Genomic DNA, 26,047 nt, shown 5'->3' on the forward strand with positions numbered 1-26,047 from the left:
CTCAGCCCTCCAGGCGCGGGAAGAGGATCTCGCCCTTGGTGATCGTGGCGCCCTCGGGCAGCACGCCCCAGCGGCCCGCCTCGTGCACCTTCTGGGCCGAGAGCGCGCCCAGGTGCTCCTCCGCGCCCAGCGACACCCACAACTTCTCGGCCGTCGCGGGCATCACCGGGTTGAGGAGCACGGCGATGGCCCGCAGCGACTCGGCGGCGGCGTAGAGGATCGAGGCGAGCTTGGCCTGGCCATCCGGCGAGGTGTCCTTGGCCACCTTCCAGGGCTCCTGCTCCGACAGGTAGAGGTTGACCTTGCGCACGAAGTCGAAGATGTGGCCGAGACCGCCGGAGAAGTCGAGGTCTTCGCCGATCGCCCGGTCGGCCTTCTCCACGGCCTCCCCCAGCGGGCCGGCGAGCGACTCGTCGGAGCCCGCGGGCAGCCGCCCGTCGAAGTACTTGCCCACCATCGCCGCCACCCGCGAGGCCAGGTTGCCGAAGTCGTTGGCCAGCTCGGAGGTGTAGCGGGCGGTGAAGTCCTCCCACGAGAACGAGCCGTCCTGACCGAACGGGATCGCGCGCAGGAAGTAGTAGCGGTAGGCGTCGACGCCGAAGTGCTCGGTCAGCTGGCGCGGCGAGATGCCGGTCAGGTTGGACTTGCTCATCTTCTCGCCGCCGACCATGAGCCAGCCGTTGGCGAACACCCGGCCCGGCAGCGGCAGACCCTGCGCCATGAGCATCGCCGGCCAGATCACGGCGTGGAAGCGCAGGATGTCCTTGCCCACGAGGTGGACGTTCGCCGGCCAGATGCGGTCGAACCTCGCCTGGTCGGCGCCGTAGCCGACGGCGGTGGCGTAGTTGAGCAGGGCGTCGATCCACACGTAGATGACGTGCTTGTCGTCCCACGGCACCTTGATGCCCCAGTCGAAGCTGGAACGGGAGATCGACAGGTCCTGCAGGCCGGACCTGACGAACTGCACGACCTCGTTGCGGGCGCTCGCCGGCTGCACGAAGTCGGGATTGGCCTCGTAGAACTCCAGCAGGCGCGCGCCGTACTCGGACAGCTTGAAGAAGTAGTTGTCCTCCTCGAGCCACTCGACCGGGCGCTTGTGGATCGGGCACAGGTCGCCCTCGAGCAGGTCGCCGGGAGCCTTGTACTCCTCGCAGCCCACGCAGTACGGGCCGGTGTAGCTGCCCTTGTAGATCTCGCCCTTGTCGTAGAGGTCCTGGACGAACTCCTGCACCCGCTGCGTGTGGCGCGGCTCGGTGGTGCGGATGAAGTCGTCGTTGGCGATCTCCAGGTGCTCCCAGAGGGGCTTCCACGCCTCGCTCACGAGCTTGTCGCACCACTCCTGCGGGCTGACGCCGTTGGCCTCCGCCGTACGCATGATCTTCTGGCCGTGCTCGTCGGTGCCGGTCAGGTACCACACGTCCTCGCCGCGCTGACGGTGCCAGCGCGTGAGCACGTCGCCCGCCACCGTGGTGTACGCGTGACCCAGGTGAGGAGCGTCGTTGACGTAGTAGATCGGCGTCGAGACGTAGTAGGCGGCCATGCGGGAAATCCTATCGGGGTGTCTTTCCGCGCATGGCCGCATGTGCGGGTTAGCGCACGTCGACGTAGTCGCTGCCGCTGGTGGCCTTGGTGAAGGACCAGGTGCCGCCGTAGACCGCACGCCAGGTGCCGTCCGACTTGGCGGTGAAGGCGCGGCTGAAGTTGCCCTTGCCGCTGGTGGTCACCGTGCTGAGGGTGCTCCAGGTGGTGGAGCCCTTCTTCCTGAACTGGATGCTCACCCGGCCGCCGTTGAGGTGGCCGTAGGCGGTGCCGACGGTGTTGGTGCCCTGGAGCACACCGGTGACGGTGATCCGCCTGCCCTTGCGGACGGGCTCGGGGCCGGCGTTGAGGGACACGATGCGGGCGTGACGCTGCAGGTCGTAGGTGAAGCTCGACGAGGCGGTGACGCCGTGGCTGTTACGCACCACGACGCCGCAGGTGGCCTTGCTCGGCGCGCCGGGCAAGACCCACATGCCGCCCGCGAAGACGCCCGAAACGGTCTCGTCGAGGTCGAAGGTGAAGCCGCCGCAGGTGACGTCGGCGTCGGAGTCGTCGGTCTTGGTGTAGACGGTGATGTCGACGCCGGTCTTCTTGCCGGGGTAGCGGACGGCGTTGTCGTCGACGTCGATGGAGGAGATCTTGACGGGGAACAGGGCGGCGTCGAGGGCGGCCTGCGCCGTCTTCACGCTGGCCTCGGCGGCGTCCCACAGGCCCTTGAGGCGGTCGGCCTCGGCCCCGAGCTCGTCGGCGGTCTTCCGCAGCGGCGCGGCCTCGCCCTCCAGGGCGGTGGCCTCGGCGTCGGCCTCCGAGGCGTCGGCCTTCTTGCTCGGCAGGCGCTTGGCGGCCTCCTCGAAGCGGAGCTCGCCGGTGTTGAGCGCCTTGACGGCGTCGTCGAAGGCGAGCTTGGCGGCGTCGCGGTCCTTGGTGGCCTGCTCGACCGTCTCGGGGGTGGCCTCCGCGAGCGCCTTCTCGGCCGCCGCCAGCTCGGCCTGGGCCTGCGTCACGGCGCTCTCGAGGCCGGGGATGGCGGCGTGGGCGGCTTCCTTCTCGGCCAGCTCGTCCTCGTAGACCTTCTTCAGCCGGTCCGCCTCGTCGCGGGCCTCCTTGGCCTTGCCCTCCGCGGCGTCCGCCTTGTCGTCGGCCGCGACGTACAGCTCCTGGGCGGCGCGGTAGGCGTCCTCCGCCTTGTCCGCGGCCCGGATGGCGGCGCGCAGCGCGAGCCGCAGGTCGTCCACCGTGGGCGCGGCCTGGACCACGGCGCCGGCCGGGGCGGCGAAGGCGGCGGGGACGACGACGCCGGTGGTGGCGGCGGTCGCGGCGAGCAGGGAAGCGAGGGCGCGCTTGCGCACAGGTAACTCCAGTGGTGATTCGGCCCGCGGTTCACAGCGGACACTCAGCTAAGACTCAGAGAACATAAGGTCCAGTTCTTCGTAAAGAGTGACAAAACGGGCAGGAGATCGGTTAACAAGTTGATAAACGCCGAGGAGCCCCCGGAAAACCGGGGGCTCCTCGGCGAAAGCGAAGCGGAGGCTCAGACGCGCTGCTCGCGCGTCACCTTCTCGGCCGCCTCCTCGGCGGCCTTGGCGGCCACGTCGATCGACGACTCCCTGGTGCGGCGGATGCCCAGGATGCTGACGAACAATGCGGCGAAGATGGTCTGGAAGCTCATGATCAGGGCGGTGGCGGCGGGCACGACGATGCGCAGCGACTCGCGCGGGTCGAGCTGGCCGAAGCTGCGCACCTGCCAGTGCACCAGCGACATCACCAGGCCGACGAGGCCGGCCAGGGCCAGCAGGCCGCCGACGACCAGGCCCTTCTCCAGGGTGACGATGCTCACCAGCCTGCGGATGCGCGGCGACTCGGGCAGGAAGCCCTCCTCGGCGGCGTAGACCTTGGTGAACACGGCGAACAACATCGCCTGGAACCCGATGACCACCGCGGCGGACGCTCCGACCAGGGTGTCGACGTCGAAGGCGAGCTCCCCGATGCGCACCGGCCCGAAGGTCAGCGCGGTGCCGGCCACCAGGCCGACCACCATGAGCACGAAGCCGGGGATGAAGAACAGCCACTTGGGGCTGTAGAGCATCAGGAAGCGCAGGTGACGCCAGCCGTCGCGCCACGAGCGCAGGTGCGGCGGGCGGGAACGGCCGTCGGGCGACAGGGTCGTCGGCACCTCGCGCACGTCGAGGCCCTGCAGCGTCGACTTCACGACCATCTCGGAGGCGAACTCCATGCCGCCGGTCTGCAGGCCGAGGCGCAGGATCGAGTCGCGGCGGAAGCCACGCAGGCCGCAGTGGAAGTCACCGATGGCGCTGGGGAAGAACAACCGCCCGATGAACGACAGGACGGGGTTGCCCAGGTAGCGGTGCAGCGGGGGCATGGCGCCCGGCTTGATGCCGCCCTTGAAGCGGTTGCCCATGACCAGGTCGGCGCCGTCGCGCAACTGCTCCACAAAAGGGAGCAACGCCGTGAAGTCATAGGAGTCGTCGGCGTCGCCCATGATGACGTACTTGCCGCGCGCCGCGCGGATGCCGCCCATCAGGGCGTTGCCGTACCCCTTCTCGTCGACGTGGACCACGCGGGCCCCTGCGTCACGGGCGAGCTGCTGCGACCCGTCGGTGCTGCCGTTGTCGGCGATCAGCACCTCACCGTCGATGCCGTGCTCTTCCATGCAGGCCAGAGCCTTGCGAATACAGACTTCTATGGTCTCTGCCTCATTGAGGCAGGGCATGACCACCGTCAGTTCCACGCTTTAACCCTCCGGTCATGACTCTTCCAGCCCACCATGATGCCCTCTGCCCCCAGATGCTCGGGTCAAGTCCGCGAAACGCCTGGCATCCTTGAGTGCATGGTGAGTGTCGCGGATCAATCCGCCGTCAATCACTCAACACCGCGCCGAAGCCTACGGATCCGGATGTTTCTTCGGCATAACCGAGTGTTTGTGGCGGCCTTCGCCGTAGGAGCGATCCTGCGGCTCATCACCATGTTCGGGTACGGCCCGGCGATGTGGTTCAACGATTCGTATCAATACGTAAACGTTGCATTGCATCCGCGCGCCGACGTCATCCGCCCGGCCGGTTACAGCCTGTGGCTGTTCCTGCTCAAGCCGTTCAGCAGCCTCACCCTGGTCGTGTTCACGCAGCACCTGATGGGCCTGGCCACGGCCGTGCTCATCTACATGCTGCTGCGCCGCAGGTTCGGCCTGCCCGGCTGGGGCGCGACGCTGGCGGCCGCGCCCGTGCTGTTCGACGCCTACCAGATCCAGATGGAACAGCTGGTGATGTCGGACTCCATGTTCACCCTGCTGGTGGTGGGCGTGGTCACGCTGGTGTTGTGGCGCGAGCAGCTCACCTGGCGCATCGGCGCCGCGGTGGGCCTCATGCTCGCCGTGACCGCGCTGACGCGGTCGATCGGCCTGGCGATCCTCGGCCTGGTGGTGCTCTACCTGCTGGTCAAGCGGGTGGGCTGGAAGCCGATCGTGGCCATGGTGATCGCCTGCGCGGTTCCGGTGCTGGGCTACATGGCCTGGTTCAAGTCCGACAACGGCAAGTTCGGGATGACCTACAGCGACGGGCTCATCCTCTACATGCGCACCGCCGTGTTCGCCGACTGCAAGAAGATGGAGATCGACCCGCGCAAGGAGCTCGATCTGGCGCTGATGTGCCTCGACGTCGAGCAGCGCAAGCCGTACGCCCAGTGGTATCTGTGGGGTCAGGGCCAGGGCCGCGACGACGGCACGGCCAGCGAGATCCTGCACCGCTGGCCGGGCAAGAAGTTCGACGAGTTCAAGAACGAGATCGCCGGACGCTTCGCCAAGCGGGCGATCATGGCGCAGCCCGGCGACTACCTTCGCGTGGTGGCGACCGACTTCCTGCGCTCCTTCCACTGGGGACGGCCGCAGTTCCCCGAGGCCAAGACCTTCAACCAGTACGAGTTCCGCCCCGACCAGCCCGCCCGGCTGGAGGTCTGGTCGACCTACCAGGGGCGGGCCGACACCGACGCCTTCATGTACGAGCAGGGCCCGCCCGAGACCAAGACGAAGCAGCCCTGGGCGTCGTTCATGGACGTCTACCAGGACTGGTTCTTCCTGCGCGGCATCATGCTGGCGCCCATCATGCTGATCGGCCTGTACGGCGTGGCCAGGCGGTGGCGGCGCCTGGGCGGGCCGGTGGCGCTGCCCTGGCTGGCCGCCTTCGGGCTGCTCCTGGCGCCCGCCGCGACAGCGGAGTTCGACTACCGCTACGTGCTGCCCGCGGTGCCCCTGGCGTGCCTGGCCGCGGCGATCACGCTCAGACCCAGGTCCGCAGCAACATCCGCGCCCACCACTCCGAGTGAGTGATCGTCTGACCGCTCAGCACGGGCGCCAGCCACCAGAAGTTGATCAGCACGATCAGCGTGTAGGCGCCCACGCCCGCGGCCCCGACGGCCCGCCGTACGGGTGAGGCGTCGGTCCTGCCCAGCGCCTGCCCCGCCAGCAGCGTGACCGCCAGCACCATGAACGGCACGAGCGGGATCATGTAGAAGAAGTACATCGTCCGGTTGTGCGAGATCGCGTAGTAGAGCCACGGCGCCCACCCGGCCACGTAGGCCAGGAGCACCGCGCCCGCGCGCCAGTCGCGCGAGGAGGTGTACCAGGCGACCATGCCGATCAGCGCCGCCGCCGCGCCGAACCACAACGCCGGCGTGCCCACCGCCAGCTCCGCCTGCACGCAGCGTTGCCCGCCGCAGCTGATCTCGCCCTGCCAGAAGAAGGAGATCGGCCGGTTGAGCAGCGGCCACTGCCACGGCTCCGACATATAGCTGTGCGTGGTGGTCAGCCCGGAGTGGAAGCTGAGCACCTGCTTCTGGTAGTCGAGCCAGGAGCGGAAGGAGTCGAACACGAAGAACAGCGGCCCGGACGAGGTCGCCTGCTCCCAGTTGCGCCCCCAGCCCTTGTCGGTGACGAACCAGCCGGTCCAGGTGGCCATGAAGGTCACCGCGGGCACCAGCGCCATCGCCGACAGGGCCGTGGGCAGGTCCCGCAGGATCGCCCCCTTGTACGGCAGGCGCAGGCCCACCGCCCGCCTGGCGCCCATGTCCCACATCAGGGACAGCACGGCGAAGGCGATCAGGAAGAAGATGCCCGACCACTTGACCGCGCAGGCGGCTCCCAGGCAGACGCCCGCGGCGATGCGCCAGGGACGCGCGCCGAGCCAGGGTCCGTGGAGGGTGACGGGCGAGGTTTCGTACCAGCCGGCCAGGCGCTCGCGTGCCTTGTCGCGGTCGACCACGAGGCAGGCGAAGCCGGCCAGCACCCAGAACATCAGGAAGATGTCGAGCAGCGCGGTGCGCGACATCACGAAGTGCAGGCCGTCGAGCGACAGCAGCAGCCCGGCGAGGCAGCCGAGCAGGGTGGAGCGGGTCATGCGCCGGGCGAGCCTGGCCAGGATGAGGATCGACAGGGTGCCGACCACGGCGGCGGCGAACCGCCAGCCGAAGGGGGTGACCCCGAAGAGCCACTCCCCCACGGCGATCATCCACTTGCCGAGCGGCGGGTGGGCGACGTAGGAGCCGCCGGCGTCCCAGATGTTCAGGTCGCCCGCCATGATCATGCGGTCGGCGATCGGGTTCTTGTCGTCGCCCAGCGTCTCCTGCTCGGCCCCGAAGGTGAGCAGCGCGTAGGCGTCCTTGATGTAGTAGGTCTCGTCGAAGACGATGGCCTTGGGATGGCCGAGATTGATGAAGCGCATGGCGCCACCGAGGACGGCCACGAGCACCGGTCCCACCCACCCCCAGAGCGCGCTCTCCTGCATCGGGGGGACCAGTCTGCGTAACATCGACACCTATGCTCTCCTGTGGACGGCGTCGTAGAGCTCCCGTTTGACCAGGCCCATGGACTTGGCCACCTCGGAGATGGCGTCCTTGGCCTTGGTGCCGTTCCTCACCATCTCATCCACCAGGGTGATCGCGTCCCCCATCGAGCCTTGAGTCGGGATATATCCGGACACGACGATGGTGATCTCGCCCTTGACCCCGCCGGCCGCCCACTCGGCGAGCTCGGCCAGGCCGCCCCGCCGTACCTCCTCGTAGGTCTTGGTCAGCTCGCGGCAGACCGCGGCCCGCCGGTCGGCGCCCATGGCCTCGGCCATGGCGGCCAGGCACTCCTCCAGCCGGTGCGGGGCCTCGAAGAAGACCATCGTGCGCTGCTCGGTGGCCAGCTCGGCCAGGCGCCTGGCGCGCTCGCCCTGCTTGCGCGGCGGGAACCCTTCGAAGCAGAACCGGTCGGAGGGCAGGCCGGAGATGGCCAGCGCGGTGGTGACGGCGCTCGGCCCCGGCAGGGCGGTGACCGGAATGCCCGCTTCGACCGCCAGGCTGGTCAGCCGGTAGCCGGGATCCGACACGCCCGGCATGCCCGCGTCGGTAATCACCACCACGGTCGCGCCCGCGCGCAGGCTCTCGACCAGCTCGGCCGCGCGCGCCGCCTCGTTCTGGTCGTAGTAGGAGACGATCCGCCCCCGGATCTCCACCTCCAGATCGGTGGCCAGGCGGCGCAGCCGCCGCGTGTCCTCGGCCGCCACCACATCGGCCGTCGCCAGAAGGTCTCGCAGCCGGGGCGAGGCGTCCGCTACCTGTCCGATCGGCGCCCCCGCCAGCACCAGCCTGCCGTGTTCGCTCACCCAACCATTGTGGCCGTGTTTTTTCGGTAAGCACCCGCTTGGGGCCCGTACGATGTCCGAATGGCGGTGACCGATTTCCTCAACCAAAAGGAATCCAGACTGAGCGCGCCGTCGGTGCGTGATCGTCTGGTTCCCCCCATGCCGGGCAACCCGCTGTGGGGCTGGCTGGGACCGATCCTCGTCATGATCTTCGGTGGAGTCCTGCGTTTCCTCAATCTGGGACACCCCAAGGCCGTCGTCTTCGACGAGACCTATTACGCCAAGGACGCCTTCTCGATCATCACCAACCTGGTCGAGCGCACCTTCATCAAGGACGCCGACAAGGCGATCCTGGCGGGCAACACCGAGGTCTTCGCCAACGAGCCGTCCTACGTCGTGCACCCGCCGCTCGGCAAGTGGCTGATCGGCGCGGGCGAGTGGCTGTACGGCATGAACCCGCTCGGATGGCGTGTCGCCGCCGCCTTCTTCGGCACGCTGTCCATCCTGATCATCGCCAGGCTGGCGCGCCGCATGACCCGCTCGACGCTGCTGGGCTGCTTCGCCGGCCTGCTGCTCGCGCTCGACGGCCTGCACTTCGTGCTCTCGCGCACCGCGCTGCTCGACATCTTCCTGATGTTCTTCGTCCTTGCCGCCTTCGCCTGCCTGGTCGTCGACCGCGACCAGGCGCGGGCCAGGCTGGTCGACTGGTACGAAACCTCCGCCGTCACCGCCGAGGGACCATGGCTGGGCGTCAGGCCCTGGCGCATCGCCGCCGGGCTCATGCTGGGCGCCGCCTGCGCGGTGAAGTGGTCGGGCGCGTTCTTCTTCGTCTTCTTCATCATGTCGTGGTTGTGGGACGCGGGGGCGCGCAAGGCCGTGGGCCTGCGCTCGCCGTACCGGGGCGCGGTGGTCAAGGACGTGCCCACCGGGCTGATCGCCGCCGTCGTCGTGCCGGCCGTGACCTACCTGGTGAGCTGGACCGGCTGGTTCGTCACCGACAAGGGCTGGGGACGCAACTGGGAGGAGGCGACCTCGTCGGGGCCGCTGTACTTCCTGTTCAGCTCCTTCCGCTCGCTCGTCGACTACCACCTGCAGGTGCTGAGCTTCCACTCCGACCTGACCAGCACGCACCCGTACCAGTCCGAGCCGTGGTCGTGGCCGCTCCTGCTGCGCCCGGTGGCCTTCTACTACGAAGGACGCCAGGACGTCTGCGGGGTCAAGGACTGCTCCGAGGCCGTGCTCGGGGTCGGCACGCCGGTGATCTGGTACGGCGCGCTGGCCGCGCTGGTCGCCCTGATCGCCTGGTACGTGGCCTCGCGTGACTGGCGCGCCGGAGCCGTCCTGCTGGGCTACGCGATCGCGTGGCTGCCGTGGTTCTACTTCGCGTTCAAGGACGACAGGACCATGTTCCTGTTCTACGCGATCCCCATGCTGCCCTTCATGATCCTGGCGATCACGCTCTGCGCGGGGTTGCTGATAGGGCCGAAGGGCTCGTCCCAGACCCGGCGCACCGTCGGCGCGGCGATCGTCGGATCCTTCGCGCTGCTGGCGCTGATCAACTTCTGGTGGCTGTACCCGGTCCTGTCGGCCGAGGTCATCCCTTACACGCAGTGGAAGGCCAGAATGCTCTTCGAGAAGCGATGGATCTGACCCGGTTACAGCTGGCTTGATGGTGATTTCGTAGGGTAGTCGCTGTGCAAGAGCCAATACGCACCGGTTTCGGTCATCGTCAGGGCCGGGGTCGATACGGCAGACTTCGAGGCATGCCCGCACCGGACGTGGCCGCGCTCCTGGCGCTGCTGGACCCAGCCATCGCCGACGAGGCCAGGACAGCCGTGGAGTGGCTCACCGGAGGTGAGCCGCTGGAGACGGTGACGCAGCTCGACGTGTGCGAGTTCCTGTGGTTCACGCTGCCGCTGAAGGTCGACGGCGACCCGGTGCGCCTGGCCCGCGCGCTGGGACAGCTGCTGTCCCTCGGCGGGCTGTCCCGCTACGCCGAGATCTGCACGTCGGCCGTGACCCTGCGGATCTTCCGCGTCTACGCGGAAGACGGTGAGGACGCCGGCAACGCCGCCTACCAGGAGGCGCTGGCGGCCACGGGCGTGCTGCCTCCCGACGTGCCCGAGCTCGCCTGGAGCATGATCATGGGTCCGGAGGAGCTGGGCGCCCACGTGGCGTGCTCGGCCGCCCTGGAGCTGGCGCAGCTGTCCGACACGCCGTTCGACGCCGTCGAGCTGACGCGTGACTGGCTCACCCGGCCGCGTGCCGAACTGGGCGGCGACAGCTGGCTGCACCGCGTGCACGGCGAGCGGCTCAACCGGTGGGTGCTCGGCCGCGGCGAGGCGCGCCGCGAGCTGGCCCAGCCCTTCGAGGTGCGGCTGCACGCTCCCGTGCCGCTCGACCCCTCGCTGGAGCCGGTGGCCAGGGGGCTGATCTGCGGCGAGCCCGACGAGGTGACGCTGCTCTTGCTGGCCGACGGCTCGTCGTGGTCGGCGGAGACCTTGCAGGAGCGGGTCGGCGCCGTGGCCGGCCGTACCTCCTCCGACCTGCTGTCGCGGCTGGCCTCGCTCGGCCTGCTGGCCGACCCCGTACGGCTGACGCCGACCGGCCAGCTGGTCGCCCTGTCGGCGCTGCGATCGCACGCGTTGCGTCCGCGGAAATACGTGACGCCCGGCTAGCCGAGGATGCGCGCGATGGTGGTGCGGCCCATCCCGCTCATGGCCGGATTGCTCTCGACGTAGTACCAGGCCGCGCCGAGTGCCTGCTGGAAGGCCCAGGCCCGGCCGCGAGCCCACTCCAGGTCGTCGCTGCCCAGCTCCCGTCGCAGCACCTCGCGAGGACCCGCCTCCAGCAGGTGCCAGGCGCCCACCAGGTCGAGGGCGGGGTCGGCGGGGCCGAATCCCCCGCCGTCGAGGACACCCGCGAGCCGCCCGCCGAAGACCAGCACGTTGCCGGGGATGAGATCGCCGTGGTTCATCACGTCGGGGGCCTCGCGCGGCAGCTCGCGCATCTCCGCCCACAACCGCCTCAGCCGCGGGACGTCGAACAGCTCCTCGCTGCGGCGCAGGCACGTCTCCACCCACTCGTCGTGGTCGCTCAGCCGCCCGCCCCTGCCGCCGCCGGAGAACGTACGGCCCCGCGTGTCGAGAGCACGCAGCCCGGCGACGAACTCGGCCAGATCGCGGGCCAGCCCCTCCGACCCGCCCGCGTCGGCCCGCGAGGCCACGACGCCGGGCAGCCAGGTCTGCACCGACCAGGGCATCGGGTAGCCCTCCCCCGGCTCCCCGATCGCGACCGGTTCCGGAGTCGGGAAGCTGGTGGCCGCGGCCAGCTCGCGTGACGCCTCCGCCTCGCGTTCGAGCCAGTCGCGTGCCTCGTCCGGGTCCTTCGGCTCCAGCGGGAAGCGGGCCGCCAGGCCGTCGCCGATGCGGAAGATCGAGTTGACCGTGCCCTCTCCCGGAACGCGCCTGACGGGCAGGCCGCGCCAGTGGGGGAACTGACCGGCCACCAGGGCCCGTACGGTCTCGGGCACGACGGTCAGCTCGTCGGCGTGCATCTTCATCCGGCCGAGCCTGCCATGCGGCGATCTCCCGCTGCCAGCGGTTATCTCGCCTGCCGTACGAGCCGGACCTCCAGCTCCAGCACCACGGCGTCCTCCAGGAGGAGGGCGGTCGCGGCGTTCCAGTTGACGCCCCAGTCGCGGCGGCTGATCGTCGCGCGGCCCGTGAAGGAGGGCTCGGGGCCCGTCAGCTCGAACTCCACGGCGACCGGGCGGGTCACGCCGCGGATCGTCAGGTCGCCGGTGACCACGAACGTGTTCCCGCCCGCCCGCTCCACCCGCGTCGAGGTGAAGGCGATGGCCGGGTGCTCGTCGGCGTGCAGGAACCTGCGCCGCAGGTGCTGGTCACGCCGGGCGTCGCGGGTCCGCAGGCTGGACGCCTCGATCGTGATCCCGACGCTCGACCGCGTCGGGTCCTCGCCATCGAGGCGCGCGTGCCCGGCGAAGGCGTCGAACCGGCCGCGCACCCTGGTGGCCATGGTGTGCCTGCCGACGAAGCCGATCGTGGTGCGGGCGGGGTCGAGGACGTAGTCGCCGGTCAGCTCGCCGAGCTGGGTGATGGTAGTCATGGCAGGTACGACGAGACGGGCGCGCGGAGTGTGAGGCGCCGGGATCACATTCCTGGCCGCTGCTCCGTCATACATGTCGGAGGGGGACCCTATGAACGCGATCATGAGTGAGCGGCGGCAGCTGATCAACCTGGCCTACCGGCTCCTCGGCTCCCTGGCCGACGCCGAGGACGTCGTCCAGGAGACCTACGCGCGCTGGTACGCCATGTCGCCGCAGCAACAGGAGACCATCGAGTCGCCCGGCGCCTGGCTGACCAAGGTCGCCGGCCGGATCTGCCTCGACGTGCTCGGCTCCGCGCGCGTGCGCCGCGAACGCTACGTCGGCGAGTGGATCCCCGAGCCGGTGCCCGGCCGGCACGAGTGGTCCAGCGCCAGGCTGGGCAGCACCACCGTCGACCCCGCCGAGCACGTGACCCTCGACGAGTCGGTCAACATGGCCTTCCTGGTGGTGCTGGAGGCGATGACCCCGGCCGAGCGCGTCACGTTCGTCCTGCACGACGTCTTCCGCTACACCTTCGTCGAGGTGGCCGAGATCGTCGGGCGCAGCCCCGCCGCCTGCCGCCAGCTGGCCACCTCCGCCAGGCGGCGCCTGCGCGACGCGCGCGTGCCCCCCGCCCCCGGCCACCGGCACGCCGAGGTCGTGCGCGACTTCAAGCAGGCATGGGAGGCCAAGGACATCGGCGCGCTCATCGGCCTGCTCGCCCCCGACGCCGTGGCCATCGGCGACGGCGGCGGACGCGCCAGCGCCGCACTGCACCCGATCGAGGGCGGCGAGCTGATCGCCCGCTACATCGCCGACATCGGCGGCACCGGGCTGGCGATCCACGAGCGCCTGGTCAACGGCCAGCCCGGTCTGCTGCTGGAGCACGAAGGGGCCGTGGCGGGCGTCCTGGCCTTCGAGATCGCCGACGACGGCCTGATCAGGCGCATCTGGGGCATCCGCAACCCCGAGAAGCTGCGGCCATGGAGCGAGGACCTATGAGACCGGCTCCCGCCCGCGGGCGATCGCGATCGTCTCCCGGCCCGACGGCAGCCGGGCCGCGATCGCCATCACCACCACGGTGGCCACCCCGGCCACGATCAGCAGCACCTGCACGCTGATCACGTCGGCCAGCGGGCCGAACACCATCATGCCGACGGGCGTCGCCAGCGCCATCACGATGCTGACGTAGCTGAACACCCGGCCGTGCATGGCGGGCTCGACGGTCTCCTGGATGAGCGTCATGAACGGCGTCGAGAACGGCGGCACCAGCAGGCCGATCACGAACATGAAGCCGAAGAAGATCCACAGGTTCGGGCTCAGCCCGAGCCCGATGGTCACCAGCCCGAACCCGTAGACGGCGACCAGGATCAGGCCCACCTTGCCCCGCTTGGCCAGCACCGTCGACATCAGCACGCCGCCGAGCAACATGCCCACGCTGAAGGCGATCTCCAGCACCGCGAGCATCCACGACTCGCTGCCGAAACTGCGCGCCACCATCAACGGCGTCATGAACGACGGCGCCACGGTCAGCAGGAAGATCACGGTGTACACGATGAGCAGCCAGCGCACCACCGAGTGGCTGCGGATGTAGCGCATGCCCTCGACCAGGTCCTGCCAGTAGGTGGCGGACGACTCCGTCACCCGCTCCAGCGTCGGCACCGCCACCAGCGCCAGCAGCCCGATGCCCAGCACAGCCGTGATCACGTCGAGGAAGAACACCGGCACCAGACCGAACTTCGCGTAGATCGCCCCCGCCGCGGCCGGCGCGAGCAACGCCATGGCCGACTGGATCGTCTGGAAGATCCCATTGACCCGCATCAGCTGCTCGCCCGGCACGATCTGCGGGATCATCGCCTGTACGGCAGGCGTCTGCACCCCGGCACCCACCGACCGCACCGCCACGGCCAGCAACACGATCCACAGATCCGTCACCCCGTTGGCCATCAACACCGCCAGCACCAGCGTCGCCGCCGCGATGCCCGCATCGGCCACCATCACCAGCACCCGCCGGTTCATCCGGTCGGCCAGCACACCGCCAAACAGCGAGACCAGCCCCTGCGGCAGGAAGGCGGCCACCGCGTACAGCGCCACGCTCATCCCGGAACGGGTCTCCAGGGTGACCCACCACATGACGGCGTACTGCACGACCATCGAGCCGAAGAGCGACACGGTCTGGCCGGTGAGGAAGAAGGCGACGTTACGCCGCCAGTGGGTGGTCATCTTGCGCGCCTTCCAAATGCGGGTGGAAGTGATCAATATTACGGCATGTACCCGTTTCCCCAGCTCCGAGCGCCCCGCAGCACGCCGATCCTCGACTGGACCCACCCGCGGATCCTGTCCCTCTCGGCAGAGGTCTCCGGCGCCGACGTGCAGCCAGCGCCTGGCGCTGCTGGAGGGCGCGGTTCCCGCGGCTGCGTGTGTTCTTCCCCGCCATGTGGTCCTGGCTTGGAGCGTGTCGGAGCTCCGCGGTCCGTCGCGGACCGCGGAGCCGTTCACCAACACGGGTGAGGGGACCTCGTTCGAGGTCGTCGCGTGATGCTCAGTGCTCCCAGGCTGCGGCGCCGCGGAGGAGGTGGTGGTCCGACACGCCGGTGGTGCAGGCCGCCGCGTCGCCGCGGACGGTGGTGAACCAGTAGTAGCTCAGGAAGATGTAGTCGATCTTCCCCGCCTCCCCCACCGGCGGTGAGCACACGGGCTCGGCCGTCTCCTCGCCGGTCCTGCAGCGGTCCCGCTCCTGCCCGCACACGTTCCCGAAGTGTTCCTTGTCGTTCTCGTCGACCTCCTGGAACACCCCGTGCCCGCCCGTGTGGTTGTACAGCGGGTCGAGCGTGGCGCTCGTGGGCATCACGTTGAAGTCGCCGCCGAGCACCACCGGGTCGCCTTGGGCGGCGAAGCCCTCGGTGAGCGCGGCGACGCGCTCGACCTGTACCTTGGCGCTGGCGGGGTCGGGGTCGATGTGGGTGTTGCAGGCCCGGACGGTCCGGCCGGTGACGGTGGTGCGGGCGCACAGGAGTTTGCGGTCCTCGACGTTGCCCACCTCGGGGAGCGCGTAGACGCTGCGGGAGCCGTTGTTGATCGTCCCCGCCTCCCCCTTGGCGAAGATCACCAGGCCGAAGCGGTGGTCGGTGCCCCAGTCCGAGCAGCCGGGCGCGGACGGCAGGGCCGCCGCCCACACCGAGTCGTACCTGGGCTTGTCGGTGCGGCTCTGCAGGTGGTCGCGCAGCAGCGTCCACTGCCCGTAGCAGACCTCCTGGAGCATCACGAGGTCGGCGCTCCAGTTGTCCATGGCGCGCACGACGATGTCACGCCAGGCGGTCTTGGAGCCCTGGTAGACGGGCGGGCAGTGCTTGGCGGCGCCGCACACGTTGTAGGAGATGAAGCGCGGGCGCGGCCAGTTCTCGGCGTCGGGCAGGTCGGCTTGGGCTGGGCTCGGGGTGAGGATCAGGCCTAAGGAGAAGAGCGTGGCGAGGAACGTTCTGACTGCTGCCCGCATGGGCGAGCTCCTTTCGATTCATTCCACGGTGATGACCTGGTCGGTGAGCCGGGCCCGCTCGGCGGCGAACACGGCGAGGTGGGAGGCGAGCGATTCGGCGGGGCCCGAGCGGATGAGGTCGCGTTCGCCGGTGGCGACGGCGCGCACGAACGCGTCCATGAGGCGTTCGTCGCCGCCCGCGTGGCCGCCGCCTGCCGTGGCGTCGCCGGTGGGTGTCACGTCGAGGGTGGTGGTGGCGCCGGTGCGGAAGTCGTTGACCACGACGCTCTGGCCGTCGCACGACAGCTCGCCGTGGGTGCCGAAGATGCGGGTACGGCGGTGCCCGCCGGTGTTGAAGGCGGTCATGGTGAAGGTGCCGGTGGCTCCCCCTTCGAATTCCATGGCGACGACCTGGTGGTCGACGACGTCGTTGTCGCAGTCGTAGACGCATCTGCCGTACGGGCCGTGTCTGAGGGCGCCGGTGAGCGCCTCCTCGGTGAAGGTGGAGGTGACGACGCTGAGCGGCCATCCGTGCCGTCCTTCGCGCAGCCGTCCGAAGTAGAGGCGCGTCGCGGAGTAGGGGCAGTCGGGCTCGACGGCGCAGTCGAGGCAGCGCGAGGCCGCTCCTTCCGGGCGGTTCTCGGGGCGGAAGTGCTTGAGCCCGCCGAAGCTCGACACGCGCCGGATGGGGCGGCCGACGACGTACTGCAGCCAGTCGAGGTCGTGGGACGACTTGGCCAGCAGCATGAAGCTGGCCTGGTCGGACCTGCGCCAGTTGCCGCGGACGTAGGAGTGGGCCTGGTGCCAGAAGCCCACGGGTTCGAGGTGCTGGACGGAGACGATCTCCCCGATCCGCCCGGAGCGCAGCACGGATCGCACGGTGTCGGTGTACGGCGCGTAGCGCAGCACGTGGCAGACGGCGAAGATCACGCCTGCCCGTTCGACGGCGGCGACGATGGCGCGGCACTCGTCCTCGGTCGGTGCCAGGGGCTTCTCGACGAGCAGGTGGCAGCCGAGCGCGGCGAAGGCTTCGGCCGGTTCGGCGTGGTCGGCGTCCTGGGTGGCGATGACGACGGCGTCGGCGATCCGGCCGGCGTCCGCCAGCTGCCTCCAGTCCGGGAAGACGCGGGCGCCGCTCGGGCGGGCCAGGGCGAGCGCCCGCTCCTCTGACGGGTCGGCGACGGCCACGATCCGTGCCTGGTCCGGGTGCGCCAGCGCCCACCGGGCGTATCCGCTGCCGCGGTCTCCGGCTCCGACGATGGCCAACGACACAGGTGACATGCTTCTCTTCTCAGCCATTCAGGTTGTCCAGCAGGGAACTCTCGACGACGTCGAGGGCGGTGCGCAGGGCGCCGGCGGTGACGGCCCTGTCGCCCAGCGACGACACCTCCAGCCGGGGCGGCAGGGAGGTCATCTGCGGCAGCCTGCGGCGGATGGGCTCGGCGATCTGCTCGCCCGCGGCGGCCACGCCGCCGCCGATGACGATCAGCTCGGGGTTCAGGAGCAGGGCCAGCGTGCCGACCGCCCGGGCGATGCGGGCGAGGATCTGTTCGAGGACCTGCTGGGCTTCGTCGTCGCCGTCGCGGGCGGCGGCCATCAGCAGCGCGGCGTCGCCGGTCAGCCCTTCGGCGCCGCCCGGCCGTACGGCATCGTGCTCGCGCAGCCTGGCCACGACCTCCTTGCCGATGTTGCTGGCCAGGGCGCCGATGCCCTCGGCGCCCGGGGTGTGTTCGAGCAGGCTGAGGAAGGCCATTTCGCCGGCGCCCCCGTCGTGGCCGCGGAAGACCTGGCCGCCCGAGACGATGCCGGCGCCCAGCCGTTCGCCGGCCAGCACGTAGATGACGTCCTGGCTGGCGGCGGCCACGCCGCGCCAGCGCTCGCCCACGACGGCGAGGTTGGCGTCGTTGTCGGCCAGGACCGGCGCGCCGAAGGACCGGCCCAGCCCGGTCCGCAGGTTCAGGCCCTTCCAGTCGGGCAGCACGTCGCAGGCCAGGACCACCCCGGTGCGGGGGTCGACGACGCCGGGCGTGGCCGTGCACACGGCCAGCACGGCGGAGCGGTCGACCCCGGCGGGCTTCAGCGCGGCTCGTACGGTCCTCCGAACACCGTCGAGCCTGGCCTTGCGGTCGAGTTCCTGCCCGAGCGGCCTGACCTCGGTGGCCAGGACGGCGCCGCGCAGGTCGGCCACCGAGACGACGCACTTGTGCACGCCGATGTCGATGCCGACGACGTAGCCGCGCTCGGCCCGCAGCCGTACGAGCCGGGCGGGACGGCCGCGGCGGCCAGCGGTGGCGTCCTCGGTCTCGGCGATCAGCCCGATCCTGCGCAGATCCTCGACCACCGCGTCGACCGTCGGCCTGGACAGCCCGGACGCGTCGGCCAGCTCGGTGAGGCGGATCGTGTCGACCTCTCGCAGGACGGCGAGCGCCCTCTCGGCGTTCAGTCGGCGCAGCAAGGGAGCGGTCGCTGATGACGTCATGGCAGGCATGGTGTCACCCCTTCACCGCGCCGGAGGTGAGCCCGGCGACGATGCGACGCTGGGCGAGCAGGACGAGCACGACCACCGGCACCGTCACCAGCAGGGCGGCCGCGGCGATGGCGCCGTACGGCTGCTGGAACTCCGAGTCGCCGGTGAAGAAGGCCAGCGCGGCGGGGACCGTGCGGGAGGCCTCGGTCGAGGTGAGCGAGATCGCGAACAGGAACTCGCCCCAGCACGCCAGGAAGGTGAGCAGGAACGTGGTGACCACCCCGGGGACGGCCGCGGGCAGGATCACCCGGATCAGCGCCTGGAGCCGGGTGGCCCCGTCGACCTGCGCCGACTCCTCCAGCGCCCGCGGGATGGTGCGGAAGAAGGCGGTCAGCAGCCAGATCGCCAGCGGCAGCGAGAACGAGACGTAGGGGATGATGAGGCCGAGCCAGGTGTCGAACAGGCCGAGCTCCGTCCACAGCGTGAACAGCGGGCCCACCAGCGCGATCGCGGGGAACATCGTCAGCCCCAGGGCGGTGCCGAGCACCAGCCCGCTGCCGCGGAAGCGCAGGCGCGCGATCGCGTACGCCGCGAAGACGGCGACGATCACCGAGACGGTGGTGGCGATGAGCGAGATGCCCACGGAGTTGGCCAGCGCGGTGGTGAACATCGGCTTGGTGAACAGCCCGGTGTAGTTGTCGAGCGTCGGCGAGGCCGGCAGGAATCGCCCGTCGTTCTGCAGGGTGGGCGGTTTGAGCGACAGGCTCACGACCCAGACGATCGGCGCCAGGGTCCAGACGGCGACCGTGAGGGTGACCAGGATGTCGGCGATCCGCCGCCTCATGACGCACCCCTGAACGCTCGGACGAACCCGGCCGCGATCATCGCGACGCAGACGAACAGCAGCACCGAGACGGCCGAGCCGAGGCCGACCTCCAGGTCCCTGATCAGGAAGCGGTAGCTCAGGAACGACAGGGTCTCGGTGCCGACGGCGCCCTGCGTCTGGATGTAGACGGTGTCGAAGATCCGGAAGGCGTCGAGGGTGCGGAAGAGCAGGGCGACCATGATGGCCGGCCGTACGCACGGGATCGTCACCCGCCACAGGCGCTGCCAGGCGTTCGCCCCGTCGACCTTGGCCGCCTCGTAGACCTCGCCGGGCACGGTGACCAGCCCGGCGAGCAGCATCAGCGCCATGAACGGCGTGGTCTTCCACACCTCGGTCAGCACGATCACCGTGTAGGCCGACCAGGTCTCGCCCAGCCAGTTGAAGTCGCCGCCGACGAATCCCACCGACGGCTGGAAGGCGAAGCGGAAGGCGAAGGCGGAGACCACCGTCAGCACGGCGTACGGCACGAGCACGACGGTGCGCAGCAGCTGCCTGCCCCACAGCACCTTGTGCATGGCCAGCGCGAGGGCGAAGCCCAGCACGAACTCGAGTCCGACGCTGGTCACCGTCAGGATGACCGTCGAGGACAGGTCACGCCACCAGTCCTGGCCGGCGAGGATCTCACGGTAGTTGCCGAGTCCCGCGAACGCCCGCTCGTCGGGGGCGCTCAGGGAGTAACGCTCCAGCGACAGGGCGACGGTCCGCAGGACCGGCACCACCGTCACCGCCAGCATGAGCAACAGCGCCGGGCCGGCCATGAGCCAGCCCAGCCGCTGCTCGGTGCGGACTCGGTTCACTGTCCCACGGCCTGGGCGACGGCCGCCTGGGCCTTGGCCGCGGTGTCGGCGGTGACGGACGCGGGCGGGTGGAAGGCGGTCTGGATGGCGGTGGACAGCGCGTTGTACTTGCGGACCATCGGGCGCGGCGCCGCCTCGGCGATCGAGTCGCGCATGACGTCGGCGAAGGGGAACTTGGCGCGCACCTCCGCGTCGTCGTAGACCGACGAGCGGGCGGCGGGGATGCCGGCGCCCATCATGAAGCCCTTCTGCGACGGGGTGGAGGTCAGGCAGGCGAGGGCGGCGTAGGCGCTCTCACGCTGGTCCTCCGGCGTGCCGGCGCCGATGGCGATGTTGGAGCCGCCGAGCGGCGGGGCGCTGGGGACGCCGGCCACGACTCTCGGGTACCTGGCCCAGCCGTAGTCGTCGAAGATCTTCTTGAACTCGGGCTCCTTCGTCGCGCGGTCGGCGGCGGCGGCGTAGACGTAGCCCCAGTTCGTCATGAACGACGCCTCGCCCTGCTCGAAGGCGGCCCGCATGGTCTCCTCGTCGAGCGTGCTCATGCCCTTGAGCGCGGCCGGGCCGGTGGCCAGGGAGCCGATGACCGAGGCGGCGGCCCGCCCGGCGTCGCTGTCGAGGCCGGCCTGGCCCTGGGCGTCGACGACCTGGCCGCCGGCCGAGGCGACGAGGGCGTTGACGAAGACGGTGTATCCCTCGTAGCGGTTGCCGGGCGTTGCCACCCCGCGCTCGCCTTCCGGCATGCCGCCGGCCGCGGCGAGCAGCTGCTCCCAGGTCAGCTCGCCCTTGGCGGGGTCGATGCCGGCCTGTTCCGCGCGGGACTTGCGGTACCAGAGCAGTTGCGAGCCGGACAGCAGCGGCGCCGCGTACAGCTTGTCCTTCCAGGTCGCGGACTTCAGCGCGCCTTCGAGCGTGCCGTCGGAGACGGTCTTGGCGGTGGCGTCGGGCAGCGGCAGGATCCAGCCGGCCTCGGCGAACTCGGCCGTCCAGACGACGTCCATGGTGATGAGGTTGACCGACTTGTCCTTGGCCGAGAGCCGCCGCACGAGTTGTTCGCGCTGCTTGTCGGAGCCGTCGGGGAGGGTCTCGACCTTGATCGTGTACTTGCCGTCCTTGGTGCAGGCGGCCACGGCTTCCTGCGTGGGCGTCTCGGCGTTCGGGCCCTGCCACCAGGTGAGCGCGACGGGGCCGTCGTTCTCGGCGGCGCACGCGGCCAGGGGCAGGGCGGTGAGTGCGGCCGCCGCGAGCCGAAGCAGATTCCTCATGAGGGGTCCTTGGGGGAAGGAGGCTTGCTCTTTTTTTAAGGGTCATTTATTAATTAAGCCTGAAGAATAGGAGCCGCTGGGGACGCCGTCAAGACGGCCTCCCGGCCCGGCTCGCCCATGAGAACGAAGGACGCCCATGCCCCGCACAGCCTTAACGTCCCTGGTGGCAGCCCTGACGATCGCGCTGCCTGCCGTGGCCGTACCCGCGGAGGGAACGACCTCGCCCGCGCTCCCCCCGGGCCTGACCCTGACCACGCTGTCGCTGGGCGCCCAGGACGCCGACGACTTCTGGACGGTGCACGTCTACCTGCCCGCGACCCTCGACGGCCCCGCCGGCACGGCGGGCACCGCGCTCGGATCGAGGGAGATCGCCGACCGCATCGCCGCGGGCCTGCGCGAGAAGGGCTTCGAGCCCCGCATCGAGCAGGTCGACCTGCCCGCCTTCGCCGACCGCCCGGCCGGCGTGCTCGGGTGGACCGTACGGCTGGGCCGCTACGCCACCAGCGGTGAGGCGTCGGCCGCTCTGACCCAGGTCAGGGCGGCGGGCTTCACCGGCGGCACCCGCTACACCGCGCAGGACGGCACCGACGCGAACGCGCCGCAGAAGGTCCACGTGCTCCGCGTCGACTTCAGCCGGTTCCGCGGCACCGTGGACACCGACTTCGGGCCGGCGCTCAACGGTCCCGAGACGCTGACCGACCTCATCACGGCGACGGGCGCCACGGCCGGCATCAACGCCCAGTGGTTCTACAACCGCGCGCCCGGCGGGCTCTACGTCAAGAACGGCAAGCTCATCGGCTCGGCCACCCAGGGCCGCGGCGGGATCAGGATCACGCACGGCGGCCGCAGGGTGGACGTCGACGCCTACACCGCACGCGTCACGCTCCGCTCGGGCGGGGCGACGACCGAGATCGACGGCGTCAACCGGCTGCCGGGCGAGGTCTGGAACTGCGGCGGCGTCGGCGGCGACCAGCCCACACAGAAGCCCCAGCACGACCTGAAGTGCACCGACTCCAGCGAGCTGGTGCTCTTCACCCCCGAATGGGGCGTGCCGCCGGTCGGCGAGGGCGCCGAGGCGGTACTCGACGCCGACGGCACAGTGCTGGCGGTCAACACCACGCGCGGCGCGAGCGTGCCGGCCGGAGGATCGGTCGTCCAGGCGATCGGCGACAGCGCCGCGTGGCTGCTCGCCCATGCCGCGCCGGGCGGGAAGCTGACCGTCACCGAGCGTGTCGAGGACAGCAGGGGCCACCGCGTGCCCCTCACGCCCGACACCACGATCCTGCAGGTCGGCCCGACCCTGGTCCGCGACGGCCGGGTCTCCGTCAACGCGGACGCGGACGGCCTGATCCGGGAGGGCGCCGACCAGACGTTCACCTACAACTGGACGCTGCGCGCCAACCCGCGATCCATGATCGGCATGGACGACCGCGGGCGGCTGATGCTCGTGGTCGTGGACGGCAGGCAGGCCGGATACAGCGAGGGGCTCGGCATCGCGCAGACGGCCGAGCTGATGAAGCGGCTCGGCGCGGTGGAGGCGATGAACCTCGACGGCGGCGGCTCCAGCGTGCTGGCCACGGCCGGCGCGGGCATCGTCAACCGCCCGTCGGACGCCACGGGGCAGCGCTCCCTGGGCAACGTCTTCCTGGTCAGGCCGTAACCTCACCGGCTTGTACGGCCCCGCGCGCTCCCGGGCGCGCGGGGCGTCGCGCTTGGGCGATCCCTTACGCCTTGACCAGTGTGCGCAGCCCCTCCAGCAGGTCCGCCGGTGTCGGCGTGTTGTCGGGATCCACCAGCCACTGCGCCGCCAGCCCGCTCAGCAGGGTCTGGATCACCGCCCCCACCTGCTCGGAATCCGATCCGAACAGCTCGGCCAGCCCGAGCCTGGCGTGCCGTCCCGCCTCCGCGAACGACTCGCGCATCTCCGGCGTACGCGCCATGTGCGCGACCAGCTCGAACTGGATCGTCCACAGCGGCCTGGCCGTGGCGAAGGACTCGATGACCTTGCCCCAGGTCGTCTCGAAGTCGCCCGGCTCCGCCAGCACCCGGCCCAGATCCTCGGCCCACTCCCGCATCGCTTCGACGAGCGCCTCGTTGAGCAGGACGTCCTTGGTGCCGTAGTGGTAGCCGATCGCGGCCAGGCTCACCCCCGCCGCATTCGCGATGTCGCGTGCGGTCGTGCGGAAGTAGCCCTTGTCATACAGACAGCGTTTGGCGCCTTCGAGGAGATCTTCGCGGTTACCCATGAGTTCATCTTACACGAACGTCTTGCACAGTTGTCTAAGACGTGCGTACTATTCAGGACATGACGAACATCCTGATCTCCGGCGCGAGCATCGCGGGCACGACCCTCGCCTACTGGCTGCGTGAGTACGGCTTCACCCCCACCGTCGTCGAGCGCGCGAGCGAGGTGCGCGAAGGCGGCTACAAGGTCGACATCCGGGGCGCCGCCCTCGACGTGGTCGAGCGCATGGGCCTGCTGGAGCGGATCCGTTCGCTGCGCACCGACGTGCGCACCGGCTCGGTGGTCGACGGCGCCGGACGCCAGGTCGCCAGCATGGACGGCGACAGCTTCGGCGGCCGCGTCCACCAGGACGCCGAGCTCCACCGCGGCGACCTCACCCGCCTCCTGCACGAGGCGACCAGCGGCGTCGAATACATCTTCGGCGACTCGATCGCCTCCATCGACGGCACCCGGGTGACCTTCGACAGCGGGCTCGTACGCCACTTCGACCTGGTCGTCGGCGCCGACGGGCTGCACTCCAACACCCGCGCGCTCGCCTTCGGCCCCGAAGACCGCTACGTGCGCGACATGGGCTACAACGTCTCGATCTTCAGCGTCCCCAACCACCTCGGGCTCGACCGCGAAGAGCTCACCTACGTCGGCCCCGGCCGTACGGCGCTGCTCTACAGCACCCGGCAGGACGCCGGCGCGAAGGCCATGTTCCTGTGGCAGTCCGACGACAAGGCACGCGAGCGCGCCGAGCAGCAGCGCACGCTGGCCGCGGCCTACACCGGCTCGGGCTGGGAGGTGCCGCGCCTGCTGGAGGGCATGGCCGACGCACCCGACTTCTACTACGACTCCCTCAGCCAGGTGCGCATGGACAGCTGGCACGCGGGCCGGGTCGCGCTGATCGGCGACGCCGCCTACTGCGCCTCCCCCGCCTCCGGGCAGGGCACCAGCCTGGCCCTCGTCGGCGCCTACGTGCTGGCGGGCGAGCTCAAGCGCGCCGCCGGCGACCACACCGCCGCCTTCCCCGCCTACGAGGCGCGCATGCGCCCCTTCGTCGAGGCCAACCAGGCCCTGGGCACCGGCAACATCAAGCGCATGGTGATGGCCACCCCGTTCCAGGTGCGCATGTCGATGATCATGTTGCGCGTGGTCAACCTGCTGCCGGGCAAGGACCGCATCATGGCCAAGGTCGTCGAGCCCATCCACCGCGCCGCCACCGCCATCGACCTGCCGTCCTACTAGCGGTCACACCCGGGCCGGCGCCTTGTCCAGGACCACGACGCGAACGGCGCACGCCGTCCCCAGCGCGAGCAGTCCCACCACCGCGATCACGACGCGCAGCAGGCCGTCCGCCGACGAGGGCGCCGCGAAGTACACGCTCCCCAGCCCCGCCACCGCCGTCACCCCCGCGAGAACGGGGCCGGTGGCGTTCAGCGCCGAGATCGCCGAGGCCAGCCGCGGCTCGACCAGCGACGTTATCCTCGCGATCAGCGGGCTGTACCCCGCCGCGTGCCCCGCCCCCGCCAGGAGCAGCAAGGGTACGGCGAGCCACGGCTGCCACTCGTCGCGGCAGGCGAGCACCACCAGGACCGCCCCGCCCGCGAAGGCGAGCGGCCCGGCGATCGGCAGCGCGCGCTGCACAGCCTGTGGATACCGCGTCCACGTCAGGCTCAGCGTGCCGAATCCCAGCGCGTAGGGCACGAAGGCCATGCCCGCCTCGAAGGGCGAATACGACAGCGCCGTCTGCAGGTGGAGCGTGAGGGCGAGCACGAAGGCGGTGTAGCACCCCATGATGGTCCAGCACGCCGCCAGCCCCGGTTTGACTCCGCCGGGCCGTACGGAGGCCAGGTCGAGCAGCGGGTGCGGCGCCCGGGTCTCGTAACGGACGAACCCCGCCAGCAGTGCGGCGCCGCACGCCAGCGAGATCCACGTCCACGCGGGCCAGCCCAGGTCGCTGCCGAAGATCAGCGGGATCGTGATCGCGGCCATCGCGGCGGTCAGGACCGCCACCCCGCCGGGGTCGAGGCGCGCCCGCTCGTCCGCTCGCGACGCCGGCAGCAGCCTCGGCCCGACGGCCACGGCGACGACGCCGATCGGGACGTTGAGCAGGAAGACGGGACGCCACGACAGGCCGAAGAGGTCGGCGCTGACGACCAGCCCGCCGACGACCTGCCCCAGCGCGACACCGAGGGCGAGCACCATGCTGTAGAGGCCGATGGCCCTGCGGCGTGCCGTGCCGTCCCAGTGCGTCTGGATGAGCGAGAAGATCTGCGGCGTGAGCAGCGCCGCCCCGACGGCCTGTGCGATGCGCGCCAGCACGAGCACGGTCACGTTCGGCGCGAGCCCGCACAACAGCGAGGCGGCGGTGAACCAGCCCAGCCCGATCAGGAACGCTCGCCGCTGCCCGATCACGTCGCCGATCCGCGCGCAGGTGACCAGGAGCACGCCGACGGTCAGGAGGTAGCCCGACACGATCAGCTGGATGCCCGTGCCGCCCGCCCGGAGGTCGCCCCGGATGGTCTCCGCGGCCACCGACACGATCGAGCCGTCCATGGACGCCATGACCTGGCCGGTGAGCAGTACGGCGAGCATCGGGCCACGGCGCACGCCCGTGACCGGCGAAGGAGCGGGAGGAATCACCCGTC

At 70.4% G+C, this 26,047-nt stretch carries 22 protein-coding genes; 6 read left to right on the forward strand and 16 right to left on the reverse strand.

Going from position 1 to position 26,047, the window contains the following annotated elements:
• Position 1 precedes the first annotated feature (1 nt).
• The 3 genes from metG to ACIBH1_RS40470 form a co-directional block, all read right to left on the reverse strand.
• A complete protein-coding gene (metG, locus tag ACIBH1_RS40460) occupies positions 2–1,540 on the reverse strand; it encodes a methionine--tRNA ligase (RefSeq protein WP_397319361.1) in 1,539 nt (512 codons plus the stop codon).
• 49 nt (positions 1,541–1,589) lie between these two features.
• Entirely contained in the window at positions 1,590–2,888 is a 1,299-nt protein-coding gene (locus ACIBH1_RS40465) for a hypothetical protein (RefSeq protein WP_397319362.1), read from the reverse strand.
• A gap of 182 nt (positions 2,889–3,070) precedes the next feature.
• On the reverse strand, positions 3,071–4,288 hold the full coding sequence (locus tag ACIBH1_RS40470) for a glycosyltransferase family 2 protein (protein WP_397319363.1): 1,218 nt from the start codon (positions 4,286–4,288) through the stop codon (positions 3,071–3,073).
• 192 nt (positions 4,289–4,480) lie between these two features.
• Here ACIBH1_RS40470 and ACIBH1_RS40475 point away from each other — a divergent pair, with 192 nt between their 5' ends.
• On the forward strand, positions 4,481–5,878 hold the full coding sequence (locus tag ACIBH1_RS40475; protein ID WP_397319364.1) for a hypothetical protein: 1,398 nt from the start codon (positions 4,481–4,483) through the stop codon (positions 5,876–5,878).
• Here ACIBH1_RS40475 and ACIBH1_RS40480 read toward each other — a convergent pair.
• Both ACIBH1_RS40480 and rsmI read right to left on the reverse strand, forming a co-directional pair.
• Entirely contained in the window at positions 5,829–7,355 is a 1,527-nt protein-coding gene (locus ACIBH1_RS40480) for a dolichyl-phosphate-mannose--protein mannosyltransferase (RefSeq protein WP_397319365.1), read from the reverse strand. The two genes, ACIBH1_RS40475 and ACIBH1_RS40480, sit on opposite strands and share 50 nt — an antisense overlap.
• A 6-nt stretch (positions 7,356–7,361) precedes the next feature.
• Positions 7,362–8,195, reverse strand: a complete 834-nt coding sequence (gene rsmI, locus ACIBH1_RS40485; RefSeq protein WP_397319366.1) for a 16S rRNA (cytidine(1402)-2'-O)-methyltransferase — start codon at positions 8,193–8,195, stop codon at positions 7,362–7,364.
• A gap of 138 nt (positions 8,196–8,333) precedes the next feature.
• Here rsmI and ACIBH1_RS40490 point away from each other — a divergent pair, with 138 nt between their 5' ends.
• Together ACIBH1_RS40490 and ACIBH1_RS40495 are read left to right on the forward strand one after the other, a co-directional pair.
• Entirely contained in the window at positions 8,334–9,824 is a 1,491-nt protein-coding gene (locus ACIBH1_RS40490; protein ID WP_397319367.1) for a dolichyl-phosphate-mannose--protein mannosyltransferase, read from the forward strand.
• Between the two features lie 113 nt (positions 9,825–9,937).
• On the forward strand, positions 9,938–10,852 hold the full coding sequence (locus ACIBH1_RS40495) for a hypothetical protein (protein WP_397319368.1): 915 nt from the start codon (positions 9,938–9,940) through the stop codon (positions 10,850–10,852).
• Here the strand turns inward: ACIBH1_RS40495 and ACIBH1_RS40500 are convergent.
• Together ACIBH1_RS40500 and ACIBH1_RS40505 are read right to left on the reverse strand one after the other, a co-directional pair.
• The gene (locus tag ACIBH1_RS40500) at positions 10,849–11,736 is read right to left on the reverse strand and encodes an aminoglycoside phosphotransferase family protein (RefSeq protein WP_397319369.1); all 888 of its coding nucleotides are present in this window, start codon (positions 11,734–11,736) and stop codon (positions 10,849–10,851) included. The two genes, ACIBH1_RS40495 and ACIBH1_RS40500, sit on opposite strands and share 4 nt — an antisense overlap.
• Before the next feature lie 41 nt (positions 11,737–11,777).
• The gene (locus tag ACIBH1_RS40505) at positions 11,778–12,302 is read right to left on the reverse strand and encodes a YceI family protein (RefSeq protein ID WP_397319370.1); all 525 of its coding nucleotides are present in this window, start codon (positions 12,300–12,302) and stop codon (positions 11,778–11,780) included.
• 103 nt (positions 12,303–12,405) lie between these two features.
• On the opposite strand from ACIBH1_RS40505, the gene sigJ reads away from it, so the two are divergent.
• Positions 12,406–13,284 carry an RNA polymerase sigma factor SigJ gene (gene sigJ / locus ACIBH1_RS40510; protein ID WP_397319371.1) on the forward strand — a complete coding sequence of 293 codons (879 nt, stop codon included), beginning with the start codon at positions 12,406–12,408 and terminating at the stop codon, positions 13,282–13,284.
• Here the strand turns inward: sigJ and ACIBH1_RS40515 are convergent.
• The 7 genes from ACIBH1_RS40515 to ACIBH1_RS40545 form a co-directional block, all read right to left on the reverse strand.
• The gene (locus ACIBH1_RS40515) at positions 13,279–14,505 is read right to left on the reverse strand and encodes an MFS transporter (protein WP_397319372.1); all 1,227 of its coding nucleotides are present in this window, start codon (positions 14,503–14,505) and stop codon (positions 13,279–13,281) included. The genes sigJ and ACIBH1_RS40515 overlap by 6 nt on opposite strands.
• A 319-nt stretch (positions 14,506–14,824) precedes the next feature.
• The gene (locus tag ACIBH1_RS40520; RefSeq protein ID WP_397319373.1) at positions 14,825–15,778 is read right to left on the reverse strand and encodes an endonuclease/exonuclease/phosphatase family protein; all 954 of its coding nucleotides are present in this window, start codon (positions 15,776–15,778) and stop codon (positions 14,825–14,827) included.
• Positions 15,779–15,796: 18 nt separating this feature from the next.
• Positions 15,797–17,038: a Gfo/Idh/MocA family protein gene (locus tag ACIBH1_RS40525; RefSeq protein WP_397319374.1), complete on the reverse strand. Its 1,242-nt coding sequence runs from the start codon at positions 17,036–17,038 to the stop codon at positions 15,797–15,799.
• A gap of 10 nt (positions 17,039–17,048) precedes the next feature.
• Positions 17,049–18,236 (reverse strand): ROK family transcriptional regulator, encoded by a 1,188-nt coding sequence (locus ACIBH1_RS40530; protein ID WP_397319375.1) that lies wholly within the window; start codon positions 18,234–18,236, stop codon positions 17,049–17,051.
• Positions 18,237–18,249: 13 nt separating this feature from the next.
• Complete coding sequence (locus ACIBH1_RS40535; RefSeq protein WP_397319376.1) at positions 18,250–19,068, reverse strand: carbohydrate ABC transporter permease; 819 nt, start codon at positions 19,066–19,068, stop codon at positions 18,250–18,252.
• Positions 19,065–19,907, reverse strand: coding sequence for a carbohydrate ABC transporter permease (locus ACIBH1_RS40540; protein ID WP_397319377.1), 843 nt, complete (start codon positions 19,905–19,907; stop codon positions 19,065–19,067). Before ACIBH1_RS40540 ends, ACIBH1_RS40535 begins: the two co-directional genes overlap by 4 nt.
• Positions 19,904–21,169 carry an extracellular solute-binding protein gene (locus ACIBH1_RS40545; RefSeq protein WP_397319378.1) on the reverse strand — a complete coding sequence of 422 codons (1,266 nt, stop codon included), beginning with the start codon at positions 21,167–21,169 and terminating at the stop codon, positions 19,904–19,906. Before ACIBH1_RS40545 ends, ACIBH1_RS40540 begins: the two co-directional genes overlap by 4 nt.
• 163 nt (positions 21,170–21,332) lie before the next feature.
• On the opposite strand from ACIBH1_RS40545, the gene ACIBH1_RS40550 reads away from it, so the two are divergent.
• A complete protein-coding gene (locus tag ACIBH1_RS40550) occupies positions 21,333–22,829 on the forward strand; it encodes a phosphodiester glycosidase family protein (RefSeq protein ID WP_397319379.1) in 1,497 nt (498 codons plus the stop codon).
• Positions 22,830–22,893: 64 nt separating this feature from the next.
• Here ACIBH1_RS40550 and ACIBH1_RS40555 read toward each other — a convergent pair whose 3' ends face one another.
• Positions 22,894–23,415: a TetR/AcrR family transcriptional regulator gene (locus ACIBH1_RS40555; protein WP_397319380.1), complete on the reverse strand. Its 522-nt coding sequence runs from the start codon at positions 23,413–23,415 to the stop codon at positions 22,894–22,896.
• Between the two features lie 59 nt (positions 23,416–23,474).
• On the opposite strand from ACIBH1_RS40555, the gene ACIBH1_RS40560 reads away from it, so the two are divergent.
• The gene (locus ACIBH1_RS40560) at positions 23,475–24,644 is read left to right on the forward strand and encodes an FAD-dependent monooxygenase (protein WP_397319381.1); all 1,170 of its coding nucleotides are present in this window, start codon (positions 23,475–23,477) and stop codon (positions 24,642–24,644) included.
• Between the two features lie 3 nt (positions 24,645–24,647).
• On the opposite strand, the gene ACIBH1_RS40565 is transcribed toward ACIBH1_RS40560, so the two are convergent.
• Positions 24,648–26,042: an MFS transporter gene (locus ACIBH1_RS40565; protein WP_397319382.1), complete on the reverse strand. Its 1,395-nt coding sequence runs from the start codon at positions 26,040–26,042 to the stop codon at positions 24,648–24,650.
• Between the last annotated feature and the right edge of the window lie 5 nt (positions 26,043–26,047).

Source organism: Nonomuraea sp. NPDC050663 (assembly GCF_044456985.1).
In the GTDB taxonomy this organism is placed as follows: Bacteria; Actinomycetota; Actinomycetes; order Streptosporangiales; family Streptosporangiaceae; genus Nonomuraea.

Coding starts and splice junctions, on each gene's coding strand:
- ACIBH1_RS40495 (WP_397319368.1), top strand. CDS start 9,938: ATGCCCGCACCGGACGTGGCCGCGCTCCTGGCGCTGCTGGACCCAGCC.
- ACIBH1_RS40505 (WP_397319370.1), bottom strand. CDS start 12,302: ATGACTACCATCACCCAGCTCGGCGAGCTGACCGGCGACTACGTCCTC.
- metG (WP_397319361.1), bottom strand. CDS start 1,540: ATGGCCGCCTACTACGTCTCGACGCCGATCTACTACGTCAACGACGCT.
- ACIBH1_RS40560 (WP_397319381.1), top strand. CDS start 23,475: ATGACGAACATCCTGATCTCCGGCGCGAGCATCGCGGGCACGACCCTC.
- ACIBH1_RS40530 (WP_397319375.1), bottom strand. CDS start 18,236: ATGACGTCATCAGCGACCGCTCCCTTGCTGCGCCGACTGAACGCCGAG.
- ACIBH1_RS40535 (WP_397319376.1), bottom strand. CDS start 19,068: ATGAGGCGGCGGATCGCCGACATCCTGGTCACCCTCACGGTCGCCGTC.
- ACIBH1_RS40525 (WP_397319374.1), bottom strand. CDS start 17,038: ATGTCACCTGTGTCGTTGGCCATCGTCGGAGCCGGAGACCGCGGCAGC.
- ACIBH1_RS40500 (WP_397319369.1), bottom strand. CDS start 11,736: ATGAAGATGCACGCCGACGAGCTGACCGTCGTGCCCGAGACCGTACGG.
- ACIBH1_RS40520 (WP_397319373.1), bottom strand. CDS start 15,778: ATGCGGGCAGCAGTCAGAACGTTCCTCGCCACGCTCTTCTCCTTAGGC.
- ACIBH1_RS40515 (WP_397319372.1), bottom strand. CDS start 14,505: ATGACCACCCACTGGCGGCGTAACGTCGCCTTCTTCCTCACCGGCCAG.
- ACIBH1_RS40480 (WP_397319365.1), bottom strand. CDS start 7,355: ATGTTACGCAGACTGGTCCCCCCGATGCAGGAGAGCGCGCTCTGGGGG.
- sigJ (WP_397319371.1), top strand. CDS start 12,406: ATGAGTGAGCGGCGGCAGCTGATCAACCTGGCCTACCGGCTCCTCGGC.
- ACIBH1_RS40490 (WP_397319367.1), top strand. CDS start 8,334: ATGCCGGGCAACCCGCTGTGGGGCTGGCTGGGACCGATCCTCGTCATG.
- ACIBH1_RS40555 (WP_397319380.1), bottom strand. CDS start 23,415: ATGGGTAACCGCGAAGATCTCCTCGAAGGCGCCAAACGCTGTCTGTAT.
- ACIBH1_RS40545 (WP_397319378.1), bottom strand. CDS start 21,169: ATGAGGAATCTGCTTCGGCTCGCGGCGGCCGCACTCACCGCCCTGCCC.